This window comes from Actinomycetota bacterium (genome assembly GCA_035697485.1).
In the GTDB taxonomy this organism is placed as follows: domain Bacteria; phylum Actinomycetota; class UBA4738; order UBA4738; family HRBIN12; genus JAOUEA01.
On sequence record DASSCU010000017.1, the window covers coordinates 65,000 to 86,433 of the forward strand.

22 protein-coding genes are annotated in these 21,434 nt (G+C 70.5%); 11 read left to right on the plus strand and 11 right to left on the minus strand.

The genetic code is table 11. The features are described 5' to 3' along the window. Nucleotides 1-151: 151 nt before the first annotated feature. Nucleotides 152-1,000, plus strand: coding sequence for a DMT family transporter (locus tag VFI59_04715; GenBank protein ID HET6712996.1), 849 nt, complete (start codon nt 152-154; stop codon nt 998-1,000). 9 nt (nt 1,001-1,009) lie between these two features. Here the strand turns inward: VFI59_04715 and VFI59_04720 are convergent, their stop codons facing one another. After that, nucleotides 1,010-2,314: an NAD(P)/FAD-dependent oxidoreductase gene (locus tag VFI59_04720; GenBank protein HET6712997.1), complete on the minus strand. Its 1,305-nt coding sequence runs from the start codon at nt 2,312-2,314 to the stop codon at nt 1,010-1,012. A gap of 78 nt (nt 2,315-2,392) precedes the next feature. On the opposite strand from VFI59_04720, the gene VFI59_04725 reads away from it, so the two are divergent. Further along, nucleotides 2,393-3,775 carry an amidase gene (locus tag VFI59_04725; GenBank protein HET6712998.1) on the plus strand — a complete coding sequence of 461 codons (1,383 nt, stop codon included), beginning with the start codon at nt 2,393-2,395 and terminating at the stop codon, nt 3,773-3,775. A gap of 3 nt (nt 3,776-3,778) precedes the next feature. Here VFI59_04725 and VFI59_04730 read toward each other — a convergent pair whose 3' ends face one another. From VFI59_04730 to VFI59_04750, 5 genes are all read right to left on the minus strand, one after another. Continuing rightward, nucleotides 3,779-4,573, minus strand: coding sequence for an ABC transporter permease subunit (locus VFI59_04730; GenBank protein ID HET6712999.1), 795 nt, complete (start codon nt 4,571-4,573; stop codon nt 3,779-3,781). Next, on the minus strand, nt 4,570-5,517 hold the full coding sequence (locus tag VFI59_04735) for an ABC transporter ATP-binding protein (protein ID HET6713000.1): 948 nt from the start codon (nt 5,515-5,517) through the stop codon (nt 4,570-4,572). Before VFI59_04735 ends, VFI59_04730 begins: the two co-directional genes overlap by 4 nt. After that, nucleotides 5,514-6,368 (minus strand): formate/nitrite transporter family protein, encoded by an 855-nt coding sequence (locus VFI59_04740; GenBank protein ID HET6713001.1) that lies wholly within the window; start codon nt 6,366-6,368, stop codon nt 5,514-5,516. Before VFI59_04740 ends, VFI59_04735 begins: the two co-directional genes overlap by 4 nt. Before the next feature lie 94 nt (nt 6,369-6,462). Beyond that, entirely contained in the window at nt 6,463-7,905 is a 1,443-nt protein-coding gene (locus VFI59_04745) for an FAD-binding oxidoreductase (GenBank protein ID HET6713002.1), read from the minus strand. Beyond that, nucleotides 7,902-9,323, minus strand: coding sequence for an FAD-dependent oxidoreductase (locus VFI59_04750; GenBank protein ID HET6713003.1), 1,422 nt, complete (start codon nt 9,321-9,323; stop codon nt 7,902-7,904). Before VFI59_04750 ends, VFI59_04745 begins: the two co-directional genes overlap by 4 nt. Before the next feature lie 105 nt (nt 9,324-9,428). On the opposite strand from VFI59_04750, the gene ilvD reads away from it, so the two are divergent. From ilvD to VFI59_04765, 3 genes are read left to right on the plus strand one after another with little or no spacing between them, the layout of a single operon-like run. Then, nucleotides 9,429-11,105: a dihydroxy-acid dehydratase gene (ilvD, locus tag VFI59_04755; protein ID HET6713004.1), complete on the plus strand. Its 1,677-nt coding sequence runs from the start codon at nt 9,429-9,431 to the stop codon at nt 11,103-11,105. Beyond that, on the plus strand, nt 11,102-12,346 hold the full coding sequence (gene thrC, locus VFI59_04760) for a threonine synthase (GenBank protein HET6713005.1): 1,245 nt from the start codon (nt 11,102-11,104) through the stop codon (nt 12,344-12,346). The genes ilvD and thrC overlap by 4 nt, the downstream gene beginning before the upstream one ends. A gap of 9 nt (nt 12,347-12,355) precedes the next feature. Further along, the gene (locus tag VFI59_04765) at nt 12,356-12,901 is read left to right on the plus strand and encodes a hypothetical protein (protein HET6713006.1); all 546 of its coding nucleotides are present in this window, start codon (nt 12,356-12,358) and stop codon (nt 12,899-12,901) included. Nucleotides 12,902-12,904: 3 nt separating this feature from the next. Here the strand turns inward: VFI59_04765 and VFI59_04770 are convergent, their stop codons facing one another. Next, complete coding sequence (locus VFI59_04770) at nt 12,905-13,360, minus strand: dirigent protein (GenBank protein ID HET6713007.1); 456 nt, start codon at nt 13,358-13,360, stop codon at nt 12,905-12,907. A 115-nt stretch (nt 13,361-13,475) separates the two neighbouring features. Next, nucleotides 13,476-14,360: a phosphotransferase gene (locus VFI59_04775; protein ID HET6713008.1), complete on the minus strand. Its 885-nt coding sequence runs from the start codon at nt 14,358-14,360 to the stop codon at nt 13,476-13,478. Between the two features lie 223 nt (nt 14,361-14,583). On the opposite strand from VFI59_04775, the gene VFI59_04780 reads away from it, so the two are divergent. Both VFI59_04780 and VFI59_04785 read left to right on the plus strand, forming a co-directional pair. Then, the gene (locus VFI59_04780) at nt 14,584-14,787 is read left to right on the plus strand and encodes a cold-shock protein (protein HET6713009.1); all 204 of its coding nucleotides are present in this window, start codon (nt 14,584-14,586) and stop codon (nt 14,785-14,787) included. 72 nt (nt 14,788-14,859) lie between these two features. Continuing rightward, a complete protein-coding gene (locus VFI59_04785; GenBank protein ID HET6713010.1) occupies nt 14,860-15,324 on the plus strand; it encodes a DUF2269 family protein in 465 nt (154 codons plus the stop codon). A gap of 993 nt (nt 15,325-16,317) precedes the next feature. Here VFI59_04785 and VFI59_04790 read toward each other — a convergent pair. Beyond that, entirely contained in the window at nt 16,318-16,668 is a 351-nt protein-coding gene (locus VFI59_04790; GenBank protein HET6713011.1) for a metalloregulator ArsR/SmtB family transcription factor, read from the minus strand. Nucleotides 16,669-16,901: 233 nt separating this feature from the next. On the opposite strand from VFI59_04790, the gene VFI59_04795 reads away from it, so the two are divergent. Beyond that, complete coding sequence (locus tag VFI59_04795; protein ID HET6713012.1) at nt 16,902-17,606, plus strand: helix-turn-helix domain-containing protein; 705 nt, start codon at nt 16,902-16,904, stop codon at nt 17,604-17,606. Next, on the plus strand, nt 17,603-18,262 hold the full coding sequence (locus tag VFI59_04800) for an arsenate reductase ArsC (GenBank protein HET6713013.1): 660 nt from the start codon (nt 17,603-17,605) through the stop codon (nt 18,260-18,262). Before VFI59_04795 ends, VFI59_04800 begins: the two co-directional genes overlap by 4 nt. A gap of 12 nt (nt 18,263-18,274) precedes the next feature. Here VFI59_04800 and VFI59_04805 read toward each other — a convergent pair whose 3' ends face one another. After that, a complete protein-coding gene (locus VFI59_04805; protein HET6713014.1) occupies nt 18,275-18,670 on the minus strand; it encodes a hypothetical protein in 396 nt (131 codons plus the stop codon). A gap of 144 nt (nt 18,671-18,814) precedes the next feature. Here VFI59_04805 and VFI59_04810 point away from each other — a divergent pair, with 144 nt between their 5' ends. Together VFI59_04810 and VFI59_04815 are read left to right on the plus strand one after the other, a co-directional pair. Further along, the gene (locus VFI59_04810) at nt 18,815-19,174 is read left to right on the plus strand and encodes a YciI family protein (GenBank protein HET6713015.1); all 360 of its coding nucleotides are present in this window, start codon (nt 18,815-18,817) and stop codon (nt 19,172-19,174) included. Beyond that, a complete protein-coding gene (locus tag VFI59_04815) occupies nt 19,168-20,355 on the plus strand; it encodes a DUF6596 domain-containing protein (GenBank protein ID HET6713016.1) in 1,188 nt (395 codons plus the stop codon). The genes VFI59_04810 and VFI59_04815 overlap by 7 nt, the downstream gene beginning before the upstream one ends. Before the next feature lie 72 nt (nt 20,356-20,427). Here VFI59_04815 and VFI59_04820 read toward each other — a convergent pair whose 3' ends face one another. After that, on the minus strand, nt 20,428-21,060 hold the full coding sequence (locus VFI59_04820) for a hypothetical protein (GenBank protein HET6713017.1): 633 nt from the start codon (nt 21,058-21,060) through the stop codon (nt 20,428-20,430). Between the last annotated feature and the right edge of the window lie 374 nt (nt 21,061-21,434).

Sequence of the window (21,434 nt, forward strand, 5' to 3'; positions counted from 1 at the left end):
CGACGCTCCTGCACGAGCGGCCGAGGAACGCGACACGCGATCCTCGACGGCCACGACGCGGCGGTCGGGTCAGGCTTCCGCTGATCCGCGCGGCCCGATCGGTGGCGCGGGGCATGCCGGGGGGAGACCGGGGTCTCGGTAGCCTCCGTGGATGTTCCCGCTCGGTCTCGCCCTGTTCTCGGGGTTGACGTGGGGTTCCGCGGACTTCGTCGGTGGTCTCATGACGAAGCGGCTCCCGACCGCGACGGTGATGGTCGTGAGCCAGACCGCCGGACTGATCATCATCTCGGGCATCGTGATCGCCCTCGGCGAGCCGCGACCCGAGGCCCGCTTCCTCGTGTACGGCGGCCTCGGGGGTCTCGCCGGCGCGATCGGTCTCGCCTCGCTCTACAAAGGGCTGGCGGTCGGGCGCATGAGCATCGTGGCGCCGACCGCCGCGCTCTCCGGCGCGGTGCCCGTGATCGTCGGGTTCATCCAGGGCGAGCGCCCCGAGATGTTGCAGCTGGCCGGCATGGCCGTCGCGGGGGCCGGGGTGCTCCTGGCGGTCAGGACGCCCGAGCCGCCGGGCACCTCGCCGTCGGGCACCGGCACGAGCGGCATCGGTTTCGCGCTCGTCGCCGCGCTCTTCCTCGGCCTGCTCGTCACGTCGCTCGACGCGGCGGGCGAGGCGAGCCCGCTCTGGGCATCGCTGATGATCAGGCTCGTCTCGGTGCCATTGTTCCTGCTCGCGGCGGTGGCGACCGTGCGGCGCACGCGACGACCGACCGCCCGGGAGACCGGCATCCTGGCCGGCGTCGGCGCACTCGACAACACGGCGAACGTGATGTTCGCGATCGCGGCCAAGGAAGGGCTGCTGACCCTCGTCTCGGTGTTCGGCTCGCTCTACCCCGTCGCGACCGTGCTGCTCGCTCGCTGGTTCCTGCACGAACGGCTGGCGCGCTGGCAGGTCGTCGGGATCGCCGCGACGTTCGCCGGCGTGGCGATGATCGCAGCGGGGTAGGCCGCGGGCTCAGCCGCCGGCGAGCATGCGGAGCACGTCGTCGGCGGCTGCCCGCCCGGTGCGCACCGCGCCCTCGATCCAGCCGGCACCTTCGGCGGCGATGTCGGAACCGGCGAACGCGACGCGCCCTTCGATGCGCGTGCGGGTGGATGGGTCGTCGTCGTACCAGCCGGGCTTCGCGCAGAACCAGGTGCTCTTCGAGTAGGGGTCGGTGACCCAGTCGTGACCGTCCGCCACGGTGACCCGGGCTTCGGGCAGGAAGGCGCGGATCGCTCGCTCGACCGCGTCCCGATCGTCGGCTCGGATCGTGCGGGTTCCGGAGAAGCCGGTCATCAGCCGGCCGCCGGGAACCTCCTGGCCCGCGATCAGGCCTTGCAGTGCCGCGGGCCATCCGATCCCGAAGACGCCTTCGGGCACACCGTCGGCGATCGCGAGCACCTTGGTCGAGGCGCCCGCATGTCCGCCGGTCGCGGCGCGCCGCTTCGCATCGCCCAAGGGGGGATCGAACGCGACGTCGACCCACACGTGCAGCGGTAGTGCCACGACGGCCGCGGCACCCCGAACCTCACCCCCCGCGGCGATGTCGGCGATCACGCCGTCGTCGGATGATCGGACGCGCACGACGGGACTCGACGTTCGGATGTGGGGTCCCGCTTCCGCGGCGATCGCGTCGACGAGGCTCGAGGTGCCGTCGACGAGACTCGAGCCGAGGTCACCGAGTACCTGATCGAAGCGGTACCCCTCCTGCGCCGCGTCGAGCAGCAGTCCCAGCATCGACATGTGCGCCGGCCCGCCGCCACCCATCATCGCCGCGAACGCGAGCATGAACGCGGTCGCGTCGCGAGGCACGGCGTTGGCCTCGAGCCACGCCGTGACGGGCACGTCGAGGTCTCGAACGGCCTCGATGTCGGGCGATCGCTCCGGGGTGGCGTCGATCTCCGATGCGAGGCGCCGGACCGCCTCCTCGATCGCGGTGGCGCGCGAATGGGCGTCGGCGATACCCGTGATGGCGTCGTCGCCGGTGCGCAGGACCCCGTCGGCGAGCCACACGACCGAGCGCGGGGTGCTCGGCCCGCTCACCCGTCCGCCGGCGCGGCGGATCTCCTCGGCGAGCGCCGTCTGCGTCTCGGGGAAGAACCAGGTGCCGCCGTACTCGGCCATCACCCCGGTGCCGGGGATCTGCCGGTACCAGGTGCGCCCACCGAGGCGGTCGCGCGCTTCGAGGAGCACGACGGACCGGCCCGCGGTCCGCAGGTCGCGGGCGGCCACGAGTCCGGCGAACCCCCCGCCGATGACGATCACGTCGGCATCCACGACGCGAAGCCTACCGGTCGATCCGTGGGGTGCGGGTGCTCGTTGTCCCCGGTGGCGCTCGCGGATACCCTTCGCCGCATGCCGTTGCACGAGATCGCCGCGTCGGTGCGCCAGGGGCACGTGCCCGCCGAAGTCCTCGTCGCCGAGTCGCTCGGGCGCATCGAGCGCCTCGACGGTCCCATCAATGCGGTGGTACGCACACGTGGCGACGGCGCATTCGCCGACGCCGCCGCGATCGACGCCAGGGTCGAGGCCGGGGAGGATCCGGGTCCACTCTCGGGGCTCCCGCTGCTGGTGAAGGACAACGAGAACGCCGCCGGGCTGCCGACGACGTTCGGCTCGCTGCTCCGCGAGCACGCCGACCCCGCCGAGCGCGATTGCGAGGTCGTGTCCCGTCTGCGTGCCGCGGGCGCGATCGTCGTTGGGAAGACAAATGTGCCGGAGTTCGCGTTCGAAGGGTTCACCGCGAACCGGCTCTTCGGGGAGACGCACGACCCCTGGGCGCTCGACTGGTCGCCGGGCGGCTCCAGCGGCGGGAGCGGGGCGGCGCTCGCCGCGGGCATGGCGCCGTTGGCCACCGGCACCGACGGGGGCGGGTCGATCCGGATCCCCGCGGCGTTCTGCGGGCTCGTCGGTCTGAAACCAACCGGCGGGTTGATCGGGCACGATCCCCCGCCGTCGTGGATCGATCTGTCGACGAAGGGCCCGCTCGCCGTGAGCATCGCCGACGCGTCGCTACTGCTCGAGGTGATGCGCGGGCCCACGGCCGGCGATCCGAGGGCGGTGCCGACGTGGTCGCCCCGCGCCGATGCCTGGCCGGCTCGCATCGTGGCGACGCCGCGCATGGTCGACTACGGCCCGCTCCCGGCCTCGATCGATGCGCTGTTCGAGGAAGCGCTCGCCGGTCTCGCGTCGGCGACCGGCCTGACGATCGAGGGCGTCGCGCCGCCGTTCACCGAGCAGATCGACGATGACTGGTTCACCACGGTGGGCGTGGAGGAGCTCACGTGGCTCGGCCGCGACGTGCTCGACCGCGCCGACGACCTGACCCCGTACCTGCGGGGAGCGCTGGAGACCGCGGCCGCGATCACGCCTGACGACTACCTCGCCGCCCGTCGTCGCCGGTTCACGTTCACGAGAGCGCTCGACGAGCTCCTCGGCACGGGCACCGTGCTCGTCTCGCCGACGATGTGTGTCGAGGGCTTCTTCGCCGACGGCCGCTCGCCCGGCGACGACCGATCGGAGACGCCGGCATCCGCGTACAACACGCAGGCCGCGAACATCACAGGACATCCCGCCCTGTCCGTGCCGGCCGGTCGCTCGCCGAACGGTGTGCCGTTCGGCATCCAGATCACCGGTCCGCGGTTCGCCGACGACCTGGTGCTCGCGGTCGGGGCGGCATGGGAAGCCTCGTCGCCGTGGCCGCTCGCGGCGCCCGGGTACATGCCGTTCGGAGAGTGAAGCTCAGCTGGCGAGGTCGCGCCGCTCGAACGCGACGTGCGCGACGGCGAAGGACACGACGGCGATGCCGGCCAACACCGCCACATTCCGCACGTGGAGGCCACCCGCGAGCAGATGGGGGTCCTGGTACCAGCGGAAGGGTGAGAACGGACGGAGCGGGCGCAGCCACTCCACCGACGGTCCGATCGCGTGCACGATGAACGTGACGACGGCGAGACCCCCGCCCACGGCGTTCGCCAGGGTTCGGCGGCCGGTGGCGGCCCCGACCGCGAACGCCACGCCGCCGAACGAGAGGCTGAGCAGCGCCAGCATCACACAGGCCGCAGCCACGTCCACGAACGGGACCGACAGGTCGAAGGCGGGCCCGAAGACCGCGATCGACGCGGCGGCGACGACGGCGAGCCCGATCGCGGCGCCCACGATCGCCAGCGCCTTCGTCGCGAGTACCTGCCGACGGCGGACGGGGGTTGACAAGAGCAGATCCAGCGTGCCGGCCTCCTCCTCACCCGCGATCGCGCGCGCTCCGGCCCCGATCGCGAAGATCAGGGCGATGAGCGCTCCCATCGTGTTGAAGAACTCGCTCTCGAGGTATCCGACGGGCGAGGTGTAGTCCTCGCCCGCCACGATGGCGCGGATCGCGTCGGGCAGGTTCTCCATGTAGGCCTGCAGGTCCGCCGCGCTCTCCTTGATGCTCGGATAGAACGCCGCGTACATCAGGACCACGGCGGCCACACCGATGCCCCAGCCGATCATGCCTCGGCGCTGATCGCGCACCGCCTTGGCCAGCAGCCCCCTCATGGCTCCGCCCCCTGGCCCGTGTCGTCGCCGGGGGTGCCGCTCTGGGGCTCCGATCCGTCGGCCCCGAAGTAGGTCAGGAACAGATCCTCGAGGCTCGGCTCACGGGTCTCGACGTTCACCACGGTGAACCGCGCGGCCTGCTTGATCACGGCGTCGAGCGGGCCCTCGACGAAGAGCGACAGCTCGTCACCGTGCGAGTGGATCTCTCGCACGCTCGGAAGGCCCGCGAACGCATCGGCTGGGGCAGGCCCCTCGAAGTGCAGGTCGAGGCGTCGAAGCGCATGGGCTTTCAGCTGCCCGATGTCCTCGATCGCCACGAGGCGTCCCTCACGCACGATCGCCACGCGATCGCAGACGCGCTCGACTTCGGGCATCACATGCGAGGACAGGAACACCGTGAGGCCACGTGCCCGTTCCTCGTCGAGCAGGGCGTAGAACGTCTGCTGCACGAGCGGATCGAGACCCTGGGTCGGCTCGTCGAGCACCAGCAGGTCCGGCCGGTGCATGAACGCCTGCACGAGCCCGACCTTCTGCTTGTTCCCGTGGGAGAGATCCTTGATGCGTCGGGTCAGATCGAGCAGCAGCCGGCCGGCCACGTCCTCGACGAACGTCCACTCGACGCCGTGGCGGAGCGAGGCGAAGGTCCTGAGGTAGTCCTCGCCGGTCAGCCGCTGGTAGAGCGCGAGTTCGCCGGGCAGGTAGCCGAGCCTCGCATGCACGCGGACGCCGTCGACGCGAGGGTCCATGCCGAAGAGCCGGACCGAGCCCGACGTCGGCCTGATGAAGTCGAGCATCGTGCGGATGGTCGTCGTCTTCCCGGCGCCGTTGGGCCCGAGGAAGCCGAAGACCTCTCCCGGCGGCACGGCGAAGGTCAGGTCTTCGACCCCTCTGGACGCGCCGTACCGCTTCGTGAGCGACGTCGCCTCGATGACCGGGGTGGTCACGGCGAGCCTTGTTTCGGTCGCAGGTACACGAACCAGTAGACGAGCCCAACGAGCACGGCGCCACCGATCACGTTGCCGATCGTCGCGGCCGCGAGGTTCGTGCCGAAGCCGGCGAGGTCGAGCCCGGCGAGCGCCGGATCGGCGGACGCGTCGTGCACGTCGCGTTCGAGCAGGAGTCCCACCGGGATGAAGTACATGTTCGCGATCGAGTGCTCGAACCCCGACGCCACGAAGGCGCTGATCGGGAAGATGATCGCGAAGATCTTGTCGACGATCGTCCGTCCGCCCGTCGCCAGCCACACGGCGAGGCACACGAGCGCGTTCGCGAGCACGGCCCTCCAGAACACCGTCCAGAACGGCAGCGCCGCCTTGCCGGCTGCGATCGCGAGCGCCGTGACGCCCACCGCTCCCTCGCCTTGGTCGCCCCAGTCACCGAGCCAAACCATGATCGCGACCGAGAGGGCCCCGACGAAGTTGCCGGCGTACACGATCCCCCAGTTCCGCAGCAGCCGCGACACCGGCACCTTGCCGCTGACCACGCTCATCACGATCAGGTTGTTGCCGGTGAAGAGCTCCGCCCCGGCGACGACCACGAGGATCAGACCGAGCGAGAATCCGATGCCGGCGAGCCATCTGGTGATGCCGTACCCGAGCTCCGACGCGGTGCCGATCATCGTCGAGAGCACGGCGCCGAGGGCGATGAATGCGCCCGCCAGCACGCCGAGCACGAACGTGGCGAGGAACGGCGCGCCGGCCTTGGCGACGCCACGGGTCTCCACCAGGGTGGCGATCTCTGCGGGCGCGAACGCGTCCATGCCGGACATGGGGTGCGGTGCAGGTGTCTGACTCATGCCCGTATCGTGCCGCTTCGGAGCGCCGGATGCGAACGGCCGCACGGCCCGCACCCCGCAGGACGCATCCGGGACCCGCGGGACGGAGCCCGCGCTAGGGACCGAGGTTGTAGCCGAGGCGCCTGGGGAGCTTCGCGACGAAGTCCACGATCGGATTCGGCTGCTCGCCCCGGTCCTCGAGCTCGTCCTTGTTGCGGATCGCGTGGTTCGCGATCAGCGCCCCGGGCGAGCGGATCGGTTCGGGCGGGAACCGCATCGGCTCGGCGTCGACGATCGGCAGCTCCAGGGCCTCGTCGTAGAGCCCGAGGGCCCGATGGGCGAGGATGTCGCCGCCCAGGTGCGCCGGGCCCACCCCGTTGCCCGTGTACCCCAGCCCGTAGTGCACGGCCCCGCCCTCGAGGGTGCCGAAGAAGGGGAGGTGGGTGCCGGAGACGTCGATCGGTCCGCCCCATGCCGCCTCGACCGGCACGTCGACGAAGGTCGGGAACATGCGGTGCAGGTCGGCGATCGCCACCCGGATCGCGGCCTCGTCGTAGGCGAAGCGCGGCCCGATCGTGCGGGCCAGGTTGGGCTGCATGCCGCCGATGCCGAACGCGATGCGCCCGTCCGGGGTGGTGCGCACGTAGTGCAGCGCCGACCGGTAGTCGCTCAGGCCGGCGCCGTTCGTCCACCCGATCTCTTTCAGGCGATCGGGGGCCGGAGCCGTGAGCACGATGTAGCTGCCCCGCACGGTGATCGCTCGCCGGAATCGCTTCCAGTACGACGCCCACGCGTTGAGCGCGATCACGGCGGCGCCGGCCCGCACGGTCCCCGATGGCGTCTCGGCGATGGCGGGAGATCCCGTCCCGAACCGGGTCACCGGGCTGCGTTCGTGCACCCGCACGCCCATCTGCATCACGACCCTGCGCAGACCGCGTGCCAGCCTCGCCGGCTGCACCGTGGCGCCGTATCGGCTCGCCATGCCGCCCCGGAACACCGGGGAGTCCACGAGGTTGCGCGTGGCCTCGGCCGACAGCACCTCGAAGTCATCGGCGAGCCCGAGCCGCTCGGCGGTGATCACGAGATCGCCCCACGCGCCGACCTGCACCTCCGACGCGGCGACGCCGAGGTCGCCGTCAGCGCGGAACCAGGCATCGACGTCGTGCTCATCGCAGAAGGCGCCGATCGCCTCGACGCTCGCCTCGCCAGCCCTGCACAGGCGGAGCGCTGTCGCGTCGCCGAACACGTGCGCGAGGTGCGGCAGATCGCCCCAGTAGCTGTTGACGAACCCGCCGTTGCGTCCGCTCGCCCCGCCGCCACAGATGTCCTGCTCGAGCAGCACCACATCGACGCCCGGGTCGACCCGCTTCAGCTGGTAGGCGGTCCACAGCCCCGTGTAGCCGCCACCGAGGACCACGACGTCGGCCGTCACGTCGCCCTGAAGCACGAGGGCGTCCTCGCCCGCGAACTCGGGGAGGTCGAGGGCCTCGCGGAGCCACCAGCTGCGCCCCTCGTCGGGCGGCAAGGGGAGCGCGGAGGGATCGATCGCGACGCTCATCGAGGCCCCAGGTTATAGCCCAGGCGGCGGGGCATCGTGGCGACGAGTCGGGTCAGCGGGTCGGCGCCCACGCCCGCGTCCTCGAGGTCGTCCTTCCGCCAGATCGCGGCGTTGGCGACGAGCATGCCCGGAGAGCGCAGCGGCTCGGGCGGGAACCGCTTGGGCTCGCGTGTGACCACCGGAAGCCGGGCGAGCGGGTCGTTCGCCCCGGTCGCCAGCGTCGCGAGGATCTTGCCCCCGAGGTGTGAGGGACCAACGCCGTTGCCGGTGTACCCGAGCCCGTGGTGCACGTTCGCGTGCCGGCCGGTCGTGCCGAAGAACGGCATCGTGAGCCCGGAGACGTTGATCGGCCCGCCCCATCCCGCGGCGATCGGCACGTCTGCGAATGTCGGGAACATCTGGACGAGGTCGTCCGCGGTCTTCCGCAGGAACCCTTCGTCGAAGGCCATCGAGGCGCCGACCTTCCGCGCGAGCCCGCGTTGCAGCCCGCCGAGCCCGAACGTGATGCGCCCGTCGGGCGTGGTGCGCAGATAGTGCACCGACGATCGCATGTCACGGATCGCCTCGCCGCCGGTCCATCCGAGCGCCTCGACGCGGTCGGGCGCCGGTTCGGTGATCACGATGAACGACCCTCGGATCGTGAGCACGGGCCGGAAGCGCCGCCACGTCGTCGCCCACGCCCCGAGTGCGTTCACCGCGTGGGCGGCTCGAACCGTGCCGCCCGCGGCCTCGGCGATCGCGGGGCTGCCCGCTCCGAACCTCGAGACCGGCGTGCCCTCGAAGATGCGCACGCCCCGCTCCATCAGCACGCGCCGGAGGCCCCTCGCGAGCCGGGCGGGCTGCACCGTCGCACCGTCGGGGATCAGCAGGCCTCCGCGGAACGTCGGCGATGCGCACCGAGCCCGCACCTGATCCGAGTCGAGCTTCCGGTACTGACGAGCGATCCCGAGGCGCTCCGCCGTGCGGATCGTCGACGACCAACGTCCCTCGTGGTGAGGGTTCGTCGCGACCGCCAGGTTGCCCCCGTCGCGGAACCAGGCATCGATGCCGTGGGCGACGCACCACGCGCCGATCTCGGCAGGTGAGGGCGCGACCGCTTCGAGCAGGGCGTGGGCCCCGTCGTCGCCGAACGTTGCCGCGAGGTCGACGACGTGTCCCCACCAGCCGTCGCAGAACCCGCCGTTGCGTCCGCTCGGCCCGCCGCCGCAGATGTCCTGCTCGAGCAGCACTACATCGACGCCCGGGTCCCGTTCCTTCAGGAACCACGCTGTCCACATGCCCGTGTAGCCGCCGCCGAGGATCACGACGTCGGTCGTGGTGTCGGCGTGCAGCGGCGGGGCCGGATCGCCGGCGAACTCCTCCAAGGCGAGGGCTTCGCGGAGCCACCAGCTGCGGCCGAGATCAGGGATGGGCGTCACGCGCAGGATGCTATCGGTCCGTCGCGTCGTGCCACCCGTCGTGGGGTGGCCGCTGGTTGCTACGGTGAGGTCCCACGTCTTGACGGTCGGAAGGGGTGTCACGCGATGGTCGGGGAGCGCCCGCGCAGCTGGGAGGTCACCGAAGGTCCGCAACGTGCCCCCGCTCGCGCGATGCTGCGCGCCGTCGGCTTCAGCGAGGACGACTTCGCCAAAGCCCAGGTCGCGGTGGCATCGAGCTGGAACGAGGTGACCCCCTGTAACTACCACCTCGGCAAGCTCGCCGCGCTCGCGAAGGAAGGCGTCCGTCAGGGCGATGGTGTGCCGATCGAGTTCACGACGATCGCTGTGAGCGACGGCATCGCGATGGGCCACGAGGGCATGAAGGCCTCGCTGATGAGTCGCGACCTGATCGCCGACTCGGTTGAGCTCGTGATGCACGCCGAGCGCATGGACGCCCTCGTGGGCATCGCGGGCTGCGACAAGAGCGAGCCGGGCATGTTGATGGCGATGGCCCGTCTGAACCTGCCGAGCGTCTACCTCTACGGCGGCACGATCCTGCCGGGCACCTACGAGGGTCGCGACATCACGATCCAGGACGTCTTCGAGGCGGTCGGCGCGCACGCCAAGGGCTCGATCGACGACGCGCAGCTGCGCGGCATCGAGCGTTCGGCGTGCCCCGGCACGGGCTCGTGCGCCGGTATGTACACGGCGAACACGATGGCGGCCGTCGGCGAGGCGATCGGCATGTCGTTGCCGGGCACCGCCTCGCCGCCGGCGGTCGACTACCGGCGTGAGGTGGCGGCGCGAGAGTCCGGCCTGCAGGCTGCGCGGCTCGTCGCCGAGAGCGGACCTCGTCCGCGCGACGTCATGAGCAGGGAAGCCTTCGAGAACGCGATCGCCGTCGTGATGGCGCTCGCGGGTTCGACGAACGCCGTGCTGCACCTGCTCGCGATCGCGCGCGAGGCCCACGTCGATCTGCAGCTCGACGACTTCGATCGCATCGCGCGGGACGTGCCCCACCTCGTCGACGTGCGCCCGGCGGGCCGGTTCGTGATGAGCGACATCGACCGGGTCGGCGGGGTGCAGGTCGTGATGAAGGAGCTGCTCGACGCGGGCCTGCTGCACGGCGACTGCATGACCGTCACCGGGAGGACGATCGCCGAGAACCTCGCGGCGATGTCGGTCGCTGCGCCCGACGGCGAGGTGATCCACGCGCCGAGCGATCCGATCCATCCCTGGGGGGGCCTCGCGATCCTGCGAGGGAACCTCGCTCCCGACGGCGCCGTGATCAAGGTGGCCGGCGCGTCGAGCACGTCGTTCGCGGGCACCGCGAGGTGCTTCGACTCCGAGCAGGCGGCGTTCGATGCGCTCACCGACGGTGCGATCGTGGCCGGTGACGTGATCGTGATCCGCTACGAGGGGCCGAAGGGGTCACCGGGCATGCCCGAGATGCTCGCGGTCACGGCCGCCGTGGCGGGCGCTGGGCTCGGCAAGGACGTCGCGCTGATCACCGACGGCAGGTTCAGCGGGGCGACGAAGGGCTTCAGCGTGGGCCACATCGCGCCGGAGGCGTGCGTCGGGGGTCCGATCGCACTGGTGCGCGACGGCGACCGTATCCGCATCGACGCCGACGCCCGTGCGATCGAGGTGCTCGTCGACGATGCCGAGCTCGAGCGCCGCCGCGCGGGATGGACCGAGCCCGAGCCGAAGTACACGCAGGGCGCCCTCGCGAAGTACGCGCGCTTGGTGGGGTCGGCCGACCACGGGGCGGTGACCTGGTGACCGCCCACCCGATCGTCACGACACCCGCGGCGCTGCAATGCCGCATCTGCGGGCAGCAGTACCCGGTCGAGCCCCTCACGATCTGCGAGGAGTGCTTCGGCCCGCTCGAGCCCTCCTACGACCTCCAGTCGGTCGACGGGGTGGACTTCCGCAAGCAGGCAGAAGCCGGCCCGCAGACGCTCTGGCGTTACGAGGCGCTGCTGCCCGGTGGCCCCGGCATCGACCGCGTCGACCTCGGCGCCGGCTTCACGCCCCTGCGCCGCGCGGACAACCTCGCCGCGGCGATCGGCCACGACGGTGTGATCTGGGTCAAGGACGACTCGGTGAACCCCTCGAACAGCTTCAAGGACCGCGTCGTGAGCGTCGCGACCACGATGGCGCGTGCCTTCGGCTACGAGGCGATCTCGTGCGCCTCGACCGGCAACCTCGCCAACGCGACCGCGGCGCACGCCGCGAAGGCGGGCATCGAGTGCTTCGTCTTCGTGCCCGAGGACCTCGAGCGGGCGAAGATCCTCTCGACCGAGGCGTACGGCGCGAAGGTCGTCGCGGTGAAGGGCAACTACGACGACGTGAACCGGCTCTGCAGCGAGGTCGCCGAGGCGCTGCCGTGGGCGTTCATCAACGTGAACATGCGCCCCTACTATGCGGAAGGGTCGAAGTCGCTCGGGTTCGAGACGGCCGAGCAGCTCGGGTGGCGCCTGCCTGACCACGTAGTGGTGCCGATCGCGAGCGGCGCCTTGCTCACGAAGATCCACCGTGCGTTCGGCGAGCTGATCGCGATCGGGGCGGTCGAGGAGAAGCCCTATCGGGTCTCGGGTGCGCAGCCCGAGGGCTGCCGACCGGTCGCGCAGGCGTTCCTCGACGGGGCCGATGAGGTCACACCGGTCAAGCCCGACACGATCGCGCGGTCTCTCGCGATCGGCGCGCCCGCCGACGGCTTCTTCGCGCTGAAGGTGTCCCGCTCGACGGGTGGTCATATCGAATGGTGCACGGAGCAGGAGATCCGCGAAGGTATCCGGTTGCTCGCTTCGACCGAGGGCGTCTTCACGGAGACCGCCGGCGGGGTCACGATCGCGAACCTGAGGCGCATGGTCGACCAGGGCATCGTGCGGCCGGGTGAGGAGGTCGTCGCCTACGTCACCGGCAACGGCTACAAGACGATCGATGCGCTTGAGGGCTTCCTCGAACCCACCTACCACGTGGCGCCGGACCTCGACGAGTTCCTCGCCGCGCTGGGCTGAGGCCATCGCATGGACGACTACTGGCATGCCGTCGCGATGCTCCGGCTCGACCGGCCCCTCGGGCTGGCTGAGCTGGCGTCCTGCTTCGTCGCGGGCAAGGCCGCGGAGGGCCTCGTCGGGGTGCGTCGGGGTCGGCTCCTCGCCGTCACCTACGGGTACGGCCTCGACGGTGTGTTCGAGGGCGTCGGGCGCGTCTGGATGCCGTGGCGCGGCAAGGAGTTCTCACGCCAGGCCGCCGAGGGCGTCAACCTGTTCACGCAAGGTGGACGGCGGCTGATCCGTGGAGCCTTCCCGCGCTACCGAGACATCACCGACGACGACCAGGGCGCGACGGCGTTCCGGTTCGCGACCAGCGTCGGCCCGAGTGTCACGCACCCCGGCCACACCGTGCTGCGTCTCGACTATCAACACGTCAGCGAGAACCCCACCTCGGTGCGAGGCGTGCACGACGAACTCGTCCAACTCGACGACGACCTGTTCCTCGGACAGGCCCTTCTCACATGGGGCGGGCGTCGTCGCCGAGTCGCCTGGTTCTCGCTCGAAGCCGCCGCGTGACGCCTAGGTGTCGATCGAATAGATGAAGTCGAACTCAGCGGGATCGTCGCGGAACCCCAGATGCATGACACCCGTCGCGTCGCGGAACGCGCCCGTGCCGCCGGTGATCGCGAGGTTGCTCTCCATCGTGTCGTAGAACGGCCCTTCGACCGTCACGGAGCCTCCACCGAGCCACGCGGTCCAGCTGCACTGCCAGAAACCGCGGGCCGCGTCGACCCGGATGCAACTGCCCTGGTCGCGCCCGATCTTCTCGGTGTTGGTCTCGTCGTACAGCTTGTTCGCGAACGTGAGCAGGTCGCCGTTCGAGTCGCCCGGCTTTCCCAGGTCGATCAGCTCGTCGGTGGTCGCGCGTTCCACCACGGTGATGACCGTCGATCCACCGGCGCCAGCCGGCACCGTGCCGGCGGCAGCCGCGACCACGAGGAGTCCCATGGCCGCGGCGATCGTGAGCCTGCGCATCGCGCCCTCCCTTCGGTTGCCTCCGAGAGCCACCCTAGACCCGGCGAACGACCGTTGTGAACCCTCGATCGGGCATCGCGGCGCTGCCGCCTCGGCGTGAACGCATCCAGGCCCGCTACCGCGTCGGCGCGTCGAGCGTGACGGCGGCAACCCGCGCCAGACGCGCGTCGACGCGACCGAGCCCGGCCGACCCCTCGGCGCGCGAACGGGTCAGCGCCCGCAGCGCCGCGAGGTACTCCGCCACGGTACGCATCAGGACGAGCCGCGAGCGATGGTCGTCGGTCGCGCTGCCGAAGTAGCCGCGCAGCAGAGCGTCGCTGCGCGTGTCGCTCAGGTCGAGGTGCGCGGCGAGGCTTCCCAGGTCCTCGAAGGGATCGCCCGCGCCGGCCCATCGGTAGTCGATGATCCAGACGTGGTCGCCATCGAGGAGCAGGCTCGAGGTCGTGAGGTCGCCGTGGCAGGCGACCATCGTCCGCGGCTCGGCGGTGACCACGTCCTCGATGCTTCGGACCACGTCGGCGGCCGCCGGTTCGGAGCCGGGCATCGTCGCCCCGCTCGCGAGCACGAGGCGCCGGAGCTCGCGGGCCTCCTGGAAGATCGAGCGCGGGAGGTTCGGCGGCGGACATGCGTGCAGCGCCCGGATCGAGCCGACGACCGACGCGAGCACGTCGTCGCGTTCGACGTCGCCCGCGTCGAGCCGGCGCCCGGGGGCGAAGCGGGTCACGAGACAGCCGAGCTGCGGCAGCGAGGCGATCACCTCGGGCGCGACGCCAGCGCTCGATGCCGCGCGAGCGACGGAGAGCTCGCTCGTCGCGTCGACACGGGGGCGGTCGCTCGACGGGGACGCGAGCCGGAGCACGAACAACTCCTGGTCGGCTTCGACCAGGAAGTGCCGTTCGTCGTGGCCGACCGACACCGGCGTCACGCCGATGTCGCGGCCGCGCCACGCGCCGACCGCGCGGATCGCAGCCTCGAGCCGGGGGTCGCTGCGAGGCTCCATCGCGTGCGACCGTACGGGTCGCGCGCGCCGAAGGTCAAACGTCGGGGGAACGACGGGTGAACACGCTGTCCGACGTCGCCGGTTCCTGCTAGCGTTGTGGCCGAGGGCACCGATCGCGGTTTCACGCTTCGAGCAGTTCCCTCACCCGGCTGTCACGGCCGGCGCCGACGGGCCAGCATCACGCACGATGCCCGATCCGGCGGAAGGAAGGAGGGGATCGCACGTGGCAACAGGAACCGTGAAGTGGTTCAGCTCCGAGAAGGGCTTCGGCTTCATCACGCCTGACGACGGCAGCGCCGATGTGTTCGTGCACTTCAGCGCGATCTCTGGCGAGGGCTACCGCAACCTCGACGAGAACCAGAAGGTCGAGTACGACGTCACCCAGGGCCAGAAGGGCCCGCAGGCGGCGAACGTCCGCGGCATCTGACGCCTTCTCGCGTTACACACGCACGAGGCCGGCGCATCCGCGCCGGCCTCGTTCGTGTTCTAGGGTTCGGCCATGGACTGGATCGTGCTGTTGCACGTGCTCGTGGCGTTCGCGTTCGTCGCGGGCCTCGTCGGCAGGGACGTCACGATCGCCCAGGCGCGTCGATCGAGCGACCTCGCCTCGATCACGACCTTGCTCGCGGTCGCGAACCGATTCGACACGATCGTGAAGGTCGGTTCGATGGCCGTGCTCGTCTTCGGGGTGATCGCGATGGTGGTCGGGAACGTGTCCCTCACCGACAACGGATGGCTGATCGCATCGCTCGCGCTCTTCGTCGCGATCGGACTGCTCGTGCCAACCGTCTTCCTGCCTCGCGGTCGTGTCTTCGAACGCGCGCTCGCCGACGCGAAGCTGCGGGGCGTGGTCACGCCCGAGCTCTCCGCAGCGTTCCACGACCGGGCCGTCGCGGTCGCGAGGAACGTGGAGCTCGTGATCGTGGTCGCGATCATCGGACTGATGGTCCTGAAGCCGTTCTGATGCCGGTCCTTGCGAGGAGGATCGTGTCGGCCTTGGCCGTGACGGTGACCGCGACGCATGCACCGGATCCGACCCGTCCGGCGGAGAGCTCGCGGGCGTCGCCTGGACGGTCTCCTCGCCCCGGCACCGCGCTCCCTCCCGGTCTCCCCATCGACGCGACCTTCCGTGACGACGGCACGGTCGAGGGTTCCGACGGTGCAACTGGTACGGCGGGCCATAACTCGGTAGCACGGAGCGAGCGTGCCCGACGCCGCTCAGGAGGCAGGAACGTGCGTACCTCGATGCGCTCGGATCGGTCGAAGCATGGAAGGTCTCGGGCCCCGCCTTCCAGTTGTTGAACGAGACGGGCACCGCCGAAGCGACCTACGTGCGTGGCTGAATGAGTGCAGAACCCATGGCGATCCCTCGCCACGGGTTCACGGTCGCGCCTTCATGGTCGAAGCTCCGAAGAGATGTTCGATCTCATGTGGCTCGCGTGGCTGGTCGGCGCCGTGATCGGTGCGATCGCCCTTCGGCGCCGAGCTCCCGCCGTCGCGCTCGGGCTGGTCGGTGCCGTGGTCGGCGGTGCGGTCGGACTCGCCGGTGCTGACGGTCGATCGGTGCCCGAGCAGGTCGCGGAGTATGCGACGCTCGGCCTGCTTCTCGGCTGCGTGCTCGGGTCATTCGTTCGGCCCAGGGCGACGGTAGGGTTCCTACTCCGGGGAGCGGCGATCATCGCGCTCGTGGTCGCGCCGATCGCGGGAACGATCACGTGGAACGCGATGCGGGGGCGGTGCACCTCGTACGATCCCGCGCCCGACCGCTTCTGCGCCGGTGTCGACATGTTCTACGGCATCTCCGGGGTGGTGCTCGGTGCCGTGGTCGGGGGTGCGGCGATCGTCACCGGGGCGTTCCTCGTCTCCGCGTGGCGGGTGCACCGAGCCTCACGGGCCGCCGAGTTGGCCGGTTCCTCGCGTGAGCATTCGAGGCGGCGAGCCTGTGACTGCGTGCAGGTCAGGTCGCGGCACCCGGTGAGGCGAGCGCGCCTCGGAGCAGTTCGAGGGGCTCGTCGTTCACACGGAAGTAGGCCCACCGGCCGCGCTGTTCGCGCTCGACGAGTCCTGCATCGGCGAGCACCTTGAGGTGGTGGCTCACGGTCGGTTGTGACAGGCCGAGCGGCTCGGTCAGGTCGCAGACGCACGCTTCCCCTTCAGCGCATGCGCCGATGATGCTCAGCAGGCGTAGTCGGGCCGGCTCCGCGAGCACCCGGAGGGCCGCGGCGAGGCGCTCGGCCTCCGCCTGGTCGAGCGGTGCCGAGAGCACCGGCGGGCAGCACGTGGTGTCGATCGTCTGGATGAGCCTCACGGGGTCATATTGACACTCATCGATTGGTGCGGCAATCTGTACGGATACATATCGACCTGTGTCGATACATGAGGTATCGGGATCCGATCGAGAGGGAGGAGGGACCGAGATGAACGAGGGATGTTGCCCGTCCGGTTGTTGCTGAATCCGAGCGGGGTGGTCGTCTCCCAGGGAGGCCAGGGGCGACCACCCCCTCGCTTGACGGGATCGATAACTCAGCATAGCTTGAGGCGATGAATGTTGAGGTATTTTCGGAACGCGCAGTGATCCATGCTGCGCTCGCCGACCCACACCGGCTCGCGATCGTCGACCAGTTGACATGGTCGGACCGGTCGCCGTCCTCGCTCGCCTCCGCGATCGGCCTCGGGTCGAACCTGTTGGCACATCACCTGGCGATCCTCGAACGGGCCGGTGTCGTGGAGCGGACGACCTCGGCAGGTGACGGCCGGCGCCGATACGTCCGGCTCGTGTCCGACGCGATCGCATCGCTCGCCGACCCGGCTGCACACCTCGTTGCCCGCCACGTGCTCTTCGTCTGCACCGCCAACTCCGCGCGCTCGCAGCTCGCTGCGGCGGTGTGGAACGCCCGGCACGAGGTGCCGGCCTCGAGCGCCGGCACACATCCCGCGCCGGCGGTGAGGCCCGGGGCGGTTCGTGCGGCCGCGCGGGCGGGTCTCGATCTGCGGGCCGCCCGTACCCGCTCCATCGAGGACGTCAGCGAGCACCCCGACCTCGTGATCACGGTCTGCGACGTCGCGCACGAGGAGCTGCATCCACTGCCGGATGAGGCGACGATCCTGCATTGGTCGATCGCCGATCCCGCCACGTCGATCGCGTCCAACGCGTACGACGTCGCACTGCGTGCGGTGACCGCCCGAATCGACACCCTCGCTCCGAACGTCCGTCCCTGCCGTCGAGCAAGGAGCACCCACCCATGAGCCTCGTGAACCCGCTGAGCGCCGCCCCGGTCGAGATGCGACCCCTGATCCGTGCGAGCGCCGAGCGCTTGCGCACGGACTTCGCCGGCGTCTTCGGCGGGGAGACGATCCAACGCTTCATGGCCGAGTCGTGGGAGTCGCTGCAGGGCGCGAAGGTCGCTGCATTCGTGCCGCTGTTCGTCGAGCGTTTCACTCGTCAGCGACTGCGCGCGCTCGCGCGGGTCGAGGGCAAGAGCAGGGATACGAGGCCCATGGTCGTGTTCCTCTGCGTGCAGAACGCCGGTCGCTCGCAGATGGCGGCCGGATGGCTCCAGCACCTGGCCGGCGATCAGGTCGAGGTCTTCTCCGGCGGATCCGACCCGGCGAGCGAGGTGAATCCAGCGGCGATCGAGGCGATGGCCGAGGTCGGCATCGACATCTCGAGCGAGTTCCCGAAGCCCTGGACCGATGAGGTCGTGCAGGCCGCGAACGTCGTCGTGACGATGGGGTGCGGCGACTCGTGCCCGATCTTTCCCGGTACCCGCTCCATGGATTGGGAGGTCGGCGACCCGGCGGGCCTCCCGCTCGAGCAGGTGCGGCCGATCCGCGACGAGATCGGCGACCGGGTGCGCGGCATCATGGCCGAGCTCGGCATCGAGTCTCCCGCCTCGCCCTGAGGGTTCCGCGGCTCAGCCGACGTGGAACCCGAGGGCCCGACCGATCCAGCCGCCGCCGATGAACTTCCAGACGACCCTGTAGTCACCCGGCCCCTCGAACGGGAAGTTCGCGCGCCAGGCGATCGATGAGCCGAACGTGGCGCCCAAGTCGCGAATGCGGTACGTGTGGCAGGTGGGCGAGTCGTCGGGACCCGTGACGCAGAGTCGGAAGCGCTCGAAGTAGTCGGCCGCCAGCATGATGCGCAGCCGCCGCACACCGTCGACCCGCCGCACGCTCTTGCAGACGTCGCCGCTCGGCGAGCAGGTGTCGAGCGGCAGGTGATCAGCGGATGCCGGACCCGCCGGGGCGGCAACGACGGCGAGCACGGCCAGCAGGGTCACGATCGATCGGACGATGCGTCGGGGCATGACTCCTCCCGTCGGTGGGGGGGTGCGAGTCTGGCACTCGGGCCTCCCGGCTCGACATCGCCACTTCGACCGACGGACGTGTCGGTTTCCTTGCCCCCCGTTCGTCCGATAGGGGACCATCCGCCACGAGGAGGAGGACAACGGATGAAGTACATGCTGCTGATCCACCAAGCCGATGCGCCGACGCCGCGCTCGCCAGAGGCATGGGCGACACTCTCGGAAGCCGAGCAGCAGGCGGTCTACTCGGACTATCAGGCGGTCAACGAGACCCCCGGCGTGACGCCGGGCATGCAGCTCGACGATCCGGCCACCGCGACGACCGTGCGGGTGCAGGACGGGAAGACCCTCACGACCGACGGTCCGTTCGTTGAGATCAAGGAGTCGATCGGCGGCTACCTGCTGTTCGAGGCCGACGACCTCGACGCCGCGATCGATCTGGCGTCGCGCGTGCCGGCTGCGCGACTGGGCGGCGCGGTCGAGGTCCGTCCGATCGTCGAGTGGTAGACGAACCGCCGCTCGAGCAGGTCTTCCGCCAGCGCTGGGGCTACGTGCTCGCGTCCCTGATCGGCTTCCTCGGCGACGTGGATCTCGCCGAGGAAGCCGCCCAGGACGCCTTCGCCGTCGCCACGGAGCGCTGGCCTCGCGACGGAGTGCCGACGAACCCGGGCACTCGGCTCGTGAGCACCGCACGGAACCGGGCGATCGATCGCATCCGACGGGAGCGCACGTTCGCCGCGAAGGCGCAGCTGCTCGCCGCGGAGCCGCACGAGGAACCGATGGCACCCACGACGTTTCCCGACGAGCGGCTCGAGCTGATCTTCATGTGCTGCCATCCGGCGCTGTCGGTCGAGTCGCAGGTCGCGCTCACCTTGCGAACCCTCGGCGGCCTGACCACCGACGAGATCGCCCGCGCGTTCGTGGTGCCGGAACCGACGATGAGCCAGCGTCTCACGCGCGCGAAACGGAAGATCGCCGCGGCGGCGATCCCGTTCCGGGTGCCACCCGACCACCTGCTGCCCGACCGCCTCGTCGCGGTGCTCGCGGTCGTGTATCTGGTCTTCAACGAGGGGTACTCGGCCTCGCCCACCCGCGGCGATCTCGCCGACGAAGCGATCCGGCTCGGTCGAGCGCTGGCCGAGCTGATGCCCGACGAGTCGGAGGTGCACGGTCTGCTGGCGTTGATGCTGCTCCTCGACGCTCGCCGCGACGCTCGGTTCGACGACGGCGAGATCGTGCTCCTGGCCGACCAGGACCGCTCCCTCTGGGACGCCACGCAGATCGCCCAGGGCCGGGCCGCGCTCGACCGAGCACTCGCGATGCACGGCCACGGACCGTATGTCGTGCAGGCGGCGATCGCGTCGCTACACGCCGACGAGTCCCGCGACTGGGCCGAGATCGCCGCCCTGTACCACGAGCTCTCCCGGCTCACCGACTCGCCGGTCGTCGAGCTGAGCCGAGCCGTCGCGGTCGCCGAGACCGAGGGCACGGACGCAGGTCTCGCGATCGTCGACGGACTGAGCCTCGACAACTACCGGTACATGCACAGCACCAGAGCCGAGCTACTCCGACGGCTCGGGCGCACCACGGAGGCTCGCGCCGCTCTCGAGAGAGCGCGGGAGATGACCCACGACGAACCCGAGCGGCGGCTGCTCGATCGCAAGCTGGCGGAGCTCGGCTCGGACTGAGCGACCGGAGGCTCGAGTACAACGAGCACCCGTCGCGCGATCCAACAGGGCGGTCCCCCCTCTCGCACGCGCTTACGGAAGGAACTCGCGACCGATCGTGTCGAGCAGGAGCCAGCCGATCCCGGCGAACCACGCGATGAGCGTCAGCGGTACGGCGATCGCGGACGCGCGTCGGGCCGCGATCATTGTGAAGCCGATAACGGGGGCGGCGACGATCGCGATGACTTTCGCCCAGATCCAGCTCGTGGAGTCGAAACGGGCGTCGGTCGCGGTGTCGATGCAGAGCCCGAACGGGGCCGAGAGGTGCGCGCCGCCCGGGCAGGTCTGATCGGGGAATCGGGTGGCGAGTACCGCGAACCCGATCGTGAACACGACCGCCAATCCCCAGCGCCAGCCGTCCTTGCCCGTGCCCTCGACCGGGCGCATCCGGGTCCGCCACGCGATCGCGATCCCTCCGGCCGCGGCGAGCCCACCGAGGAAGGAGAACAACCCTCCGACGCCGGCGAGCACCTCGCACGCCGTTTCAGGCGCCTGCCGCGGCCCCCCAGGATCCACGGGAACCGTGCACGTGAGCTCGTTCCATGCAAGGACCACGGTCGCCACCCCGGCGATCGCGAGGCAGGCCGCGACGGTCCAGGCCGCGGCACGCCCTCTCGGAGAGATGGGCAGCGGCGGCGGCCACTTGTCACGTCTGGTCGTGGACACGGTCAGTCACGACGCCACGACGAACCCCTCTGCCTCGAGCAACGTTCGCGCCGCACGCCGGAAGGGCGCGTGGTCGTCGAGGAACAGGAGCCTCCACATCGGGCCATCCTGACAGTCGCACGGAGCGCCGTCTTCAGGGTGGCCCTGACCGGATCCGGTGATTCTCCCCGACGCGTACGAGATGCCGGCGACGGGACCGCCGTTCCACGCGCCGTCGTCGCACGCGCGCAGCACCAGTCGGGCAACACGGGGATGCCCGCGTCCCCGAACGCGACCTCGATGGTATCGAGGGCACGACCCAGGTCCGAGGTGAGGATCGCGTCGAGCCCGTCGTTCGAACGGCGCCGGCCTGGTTCACGTGCTAACTCGTGTCC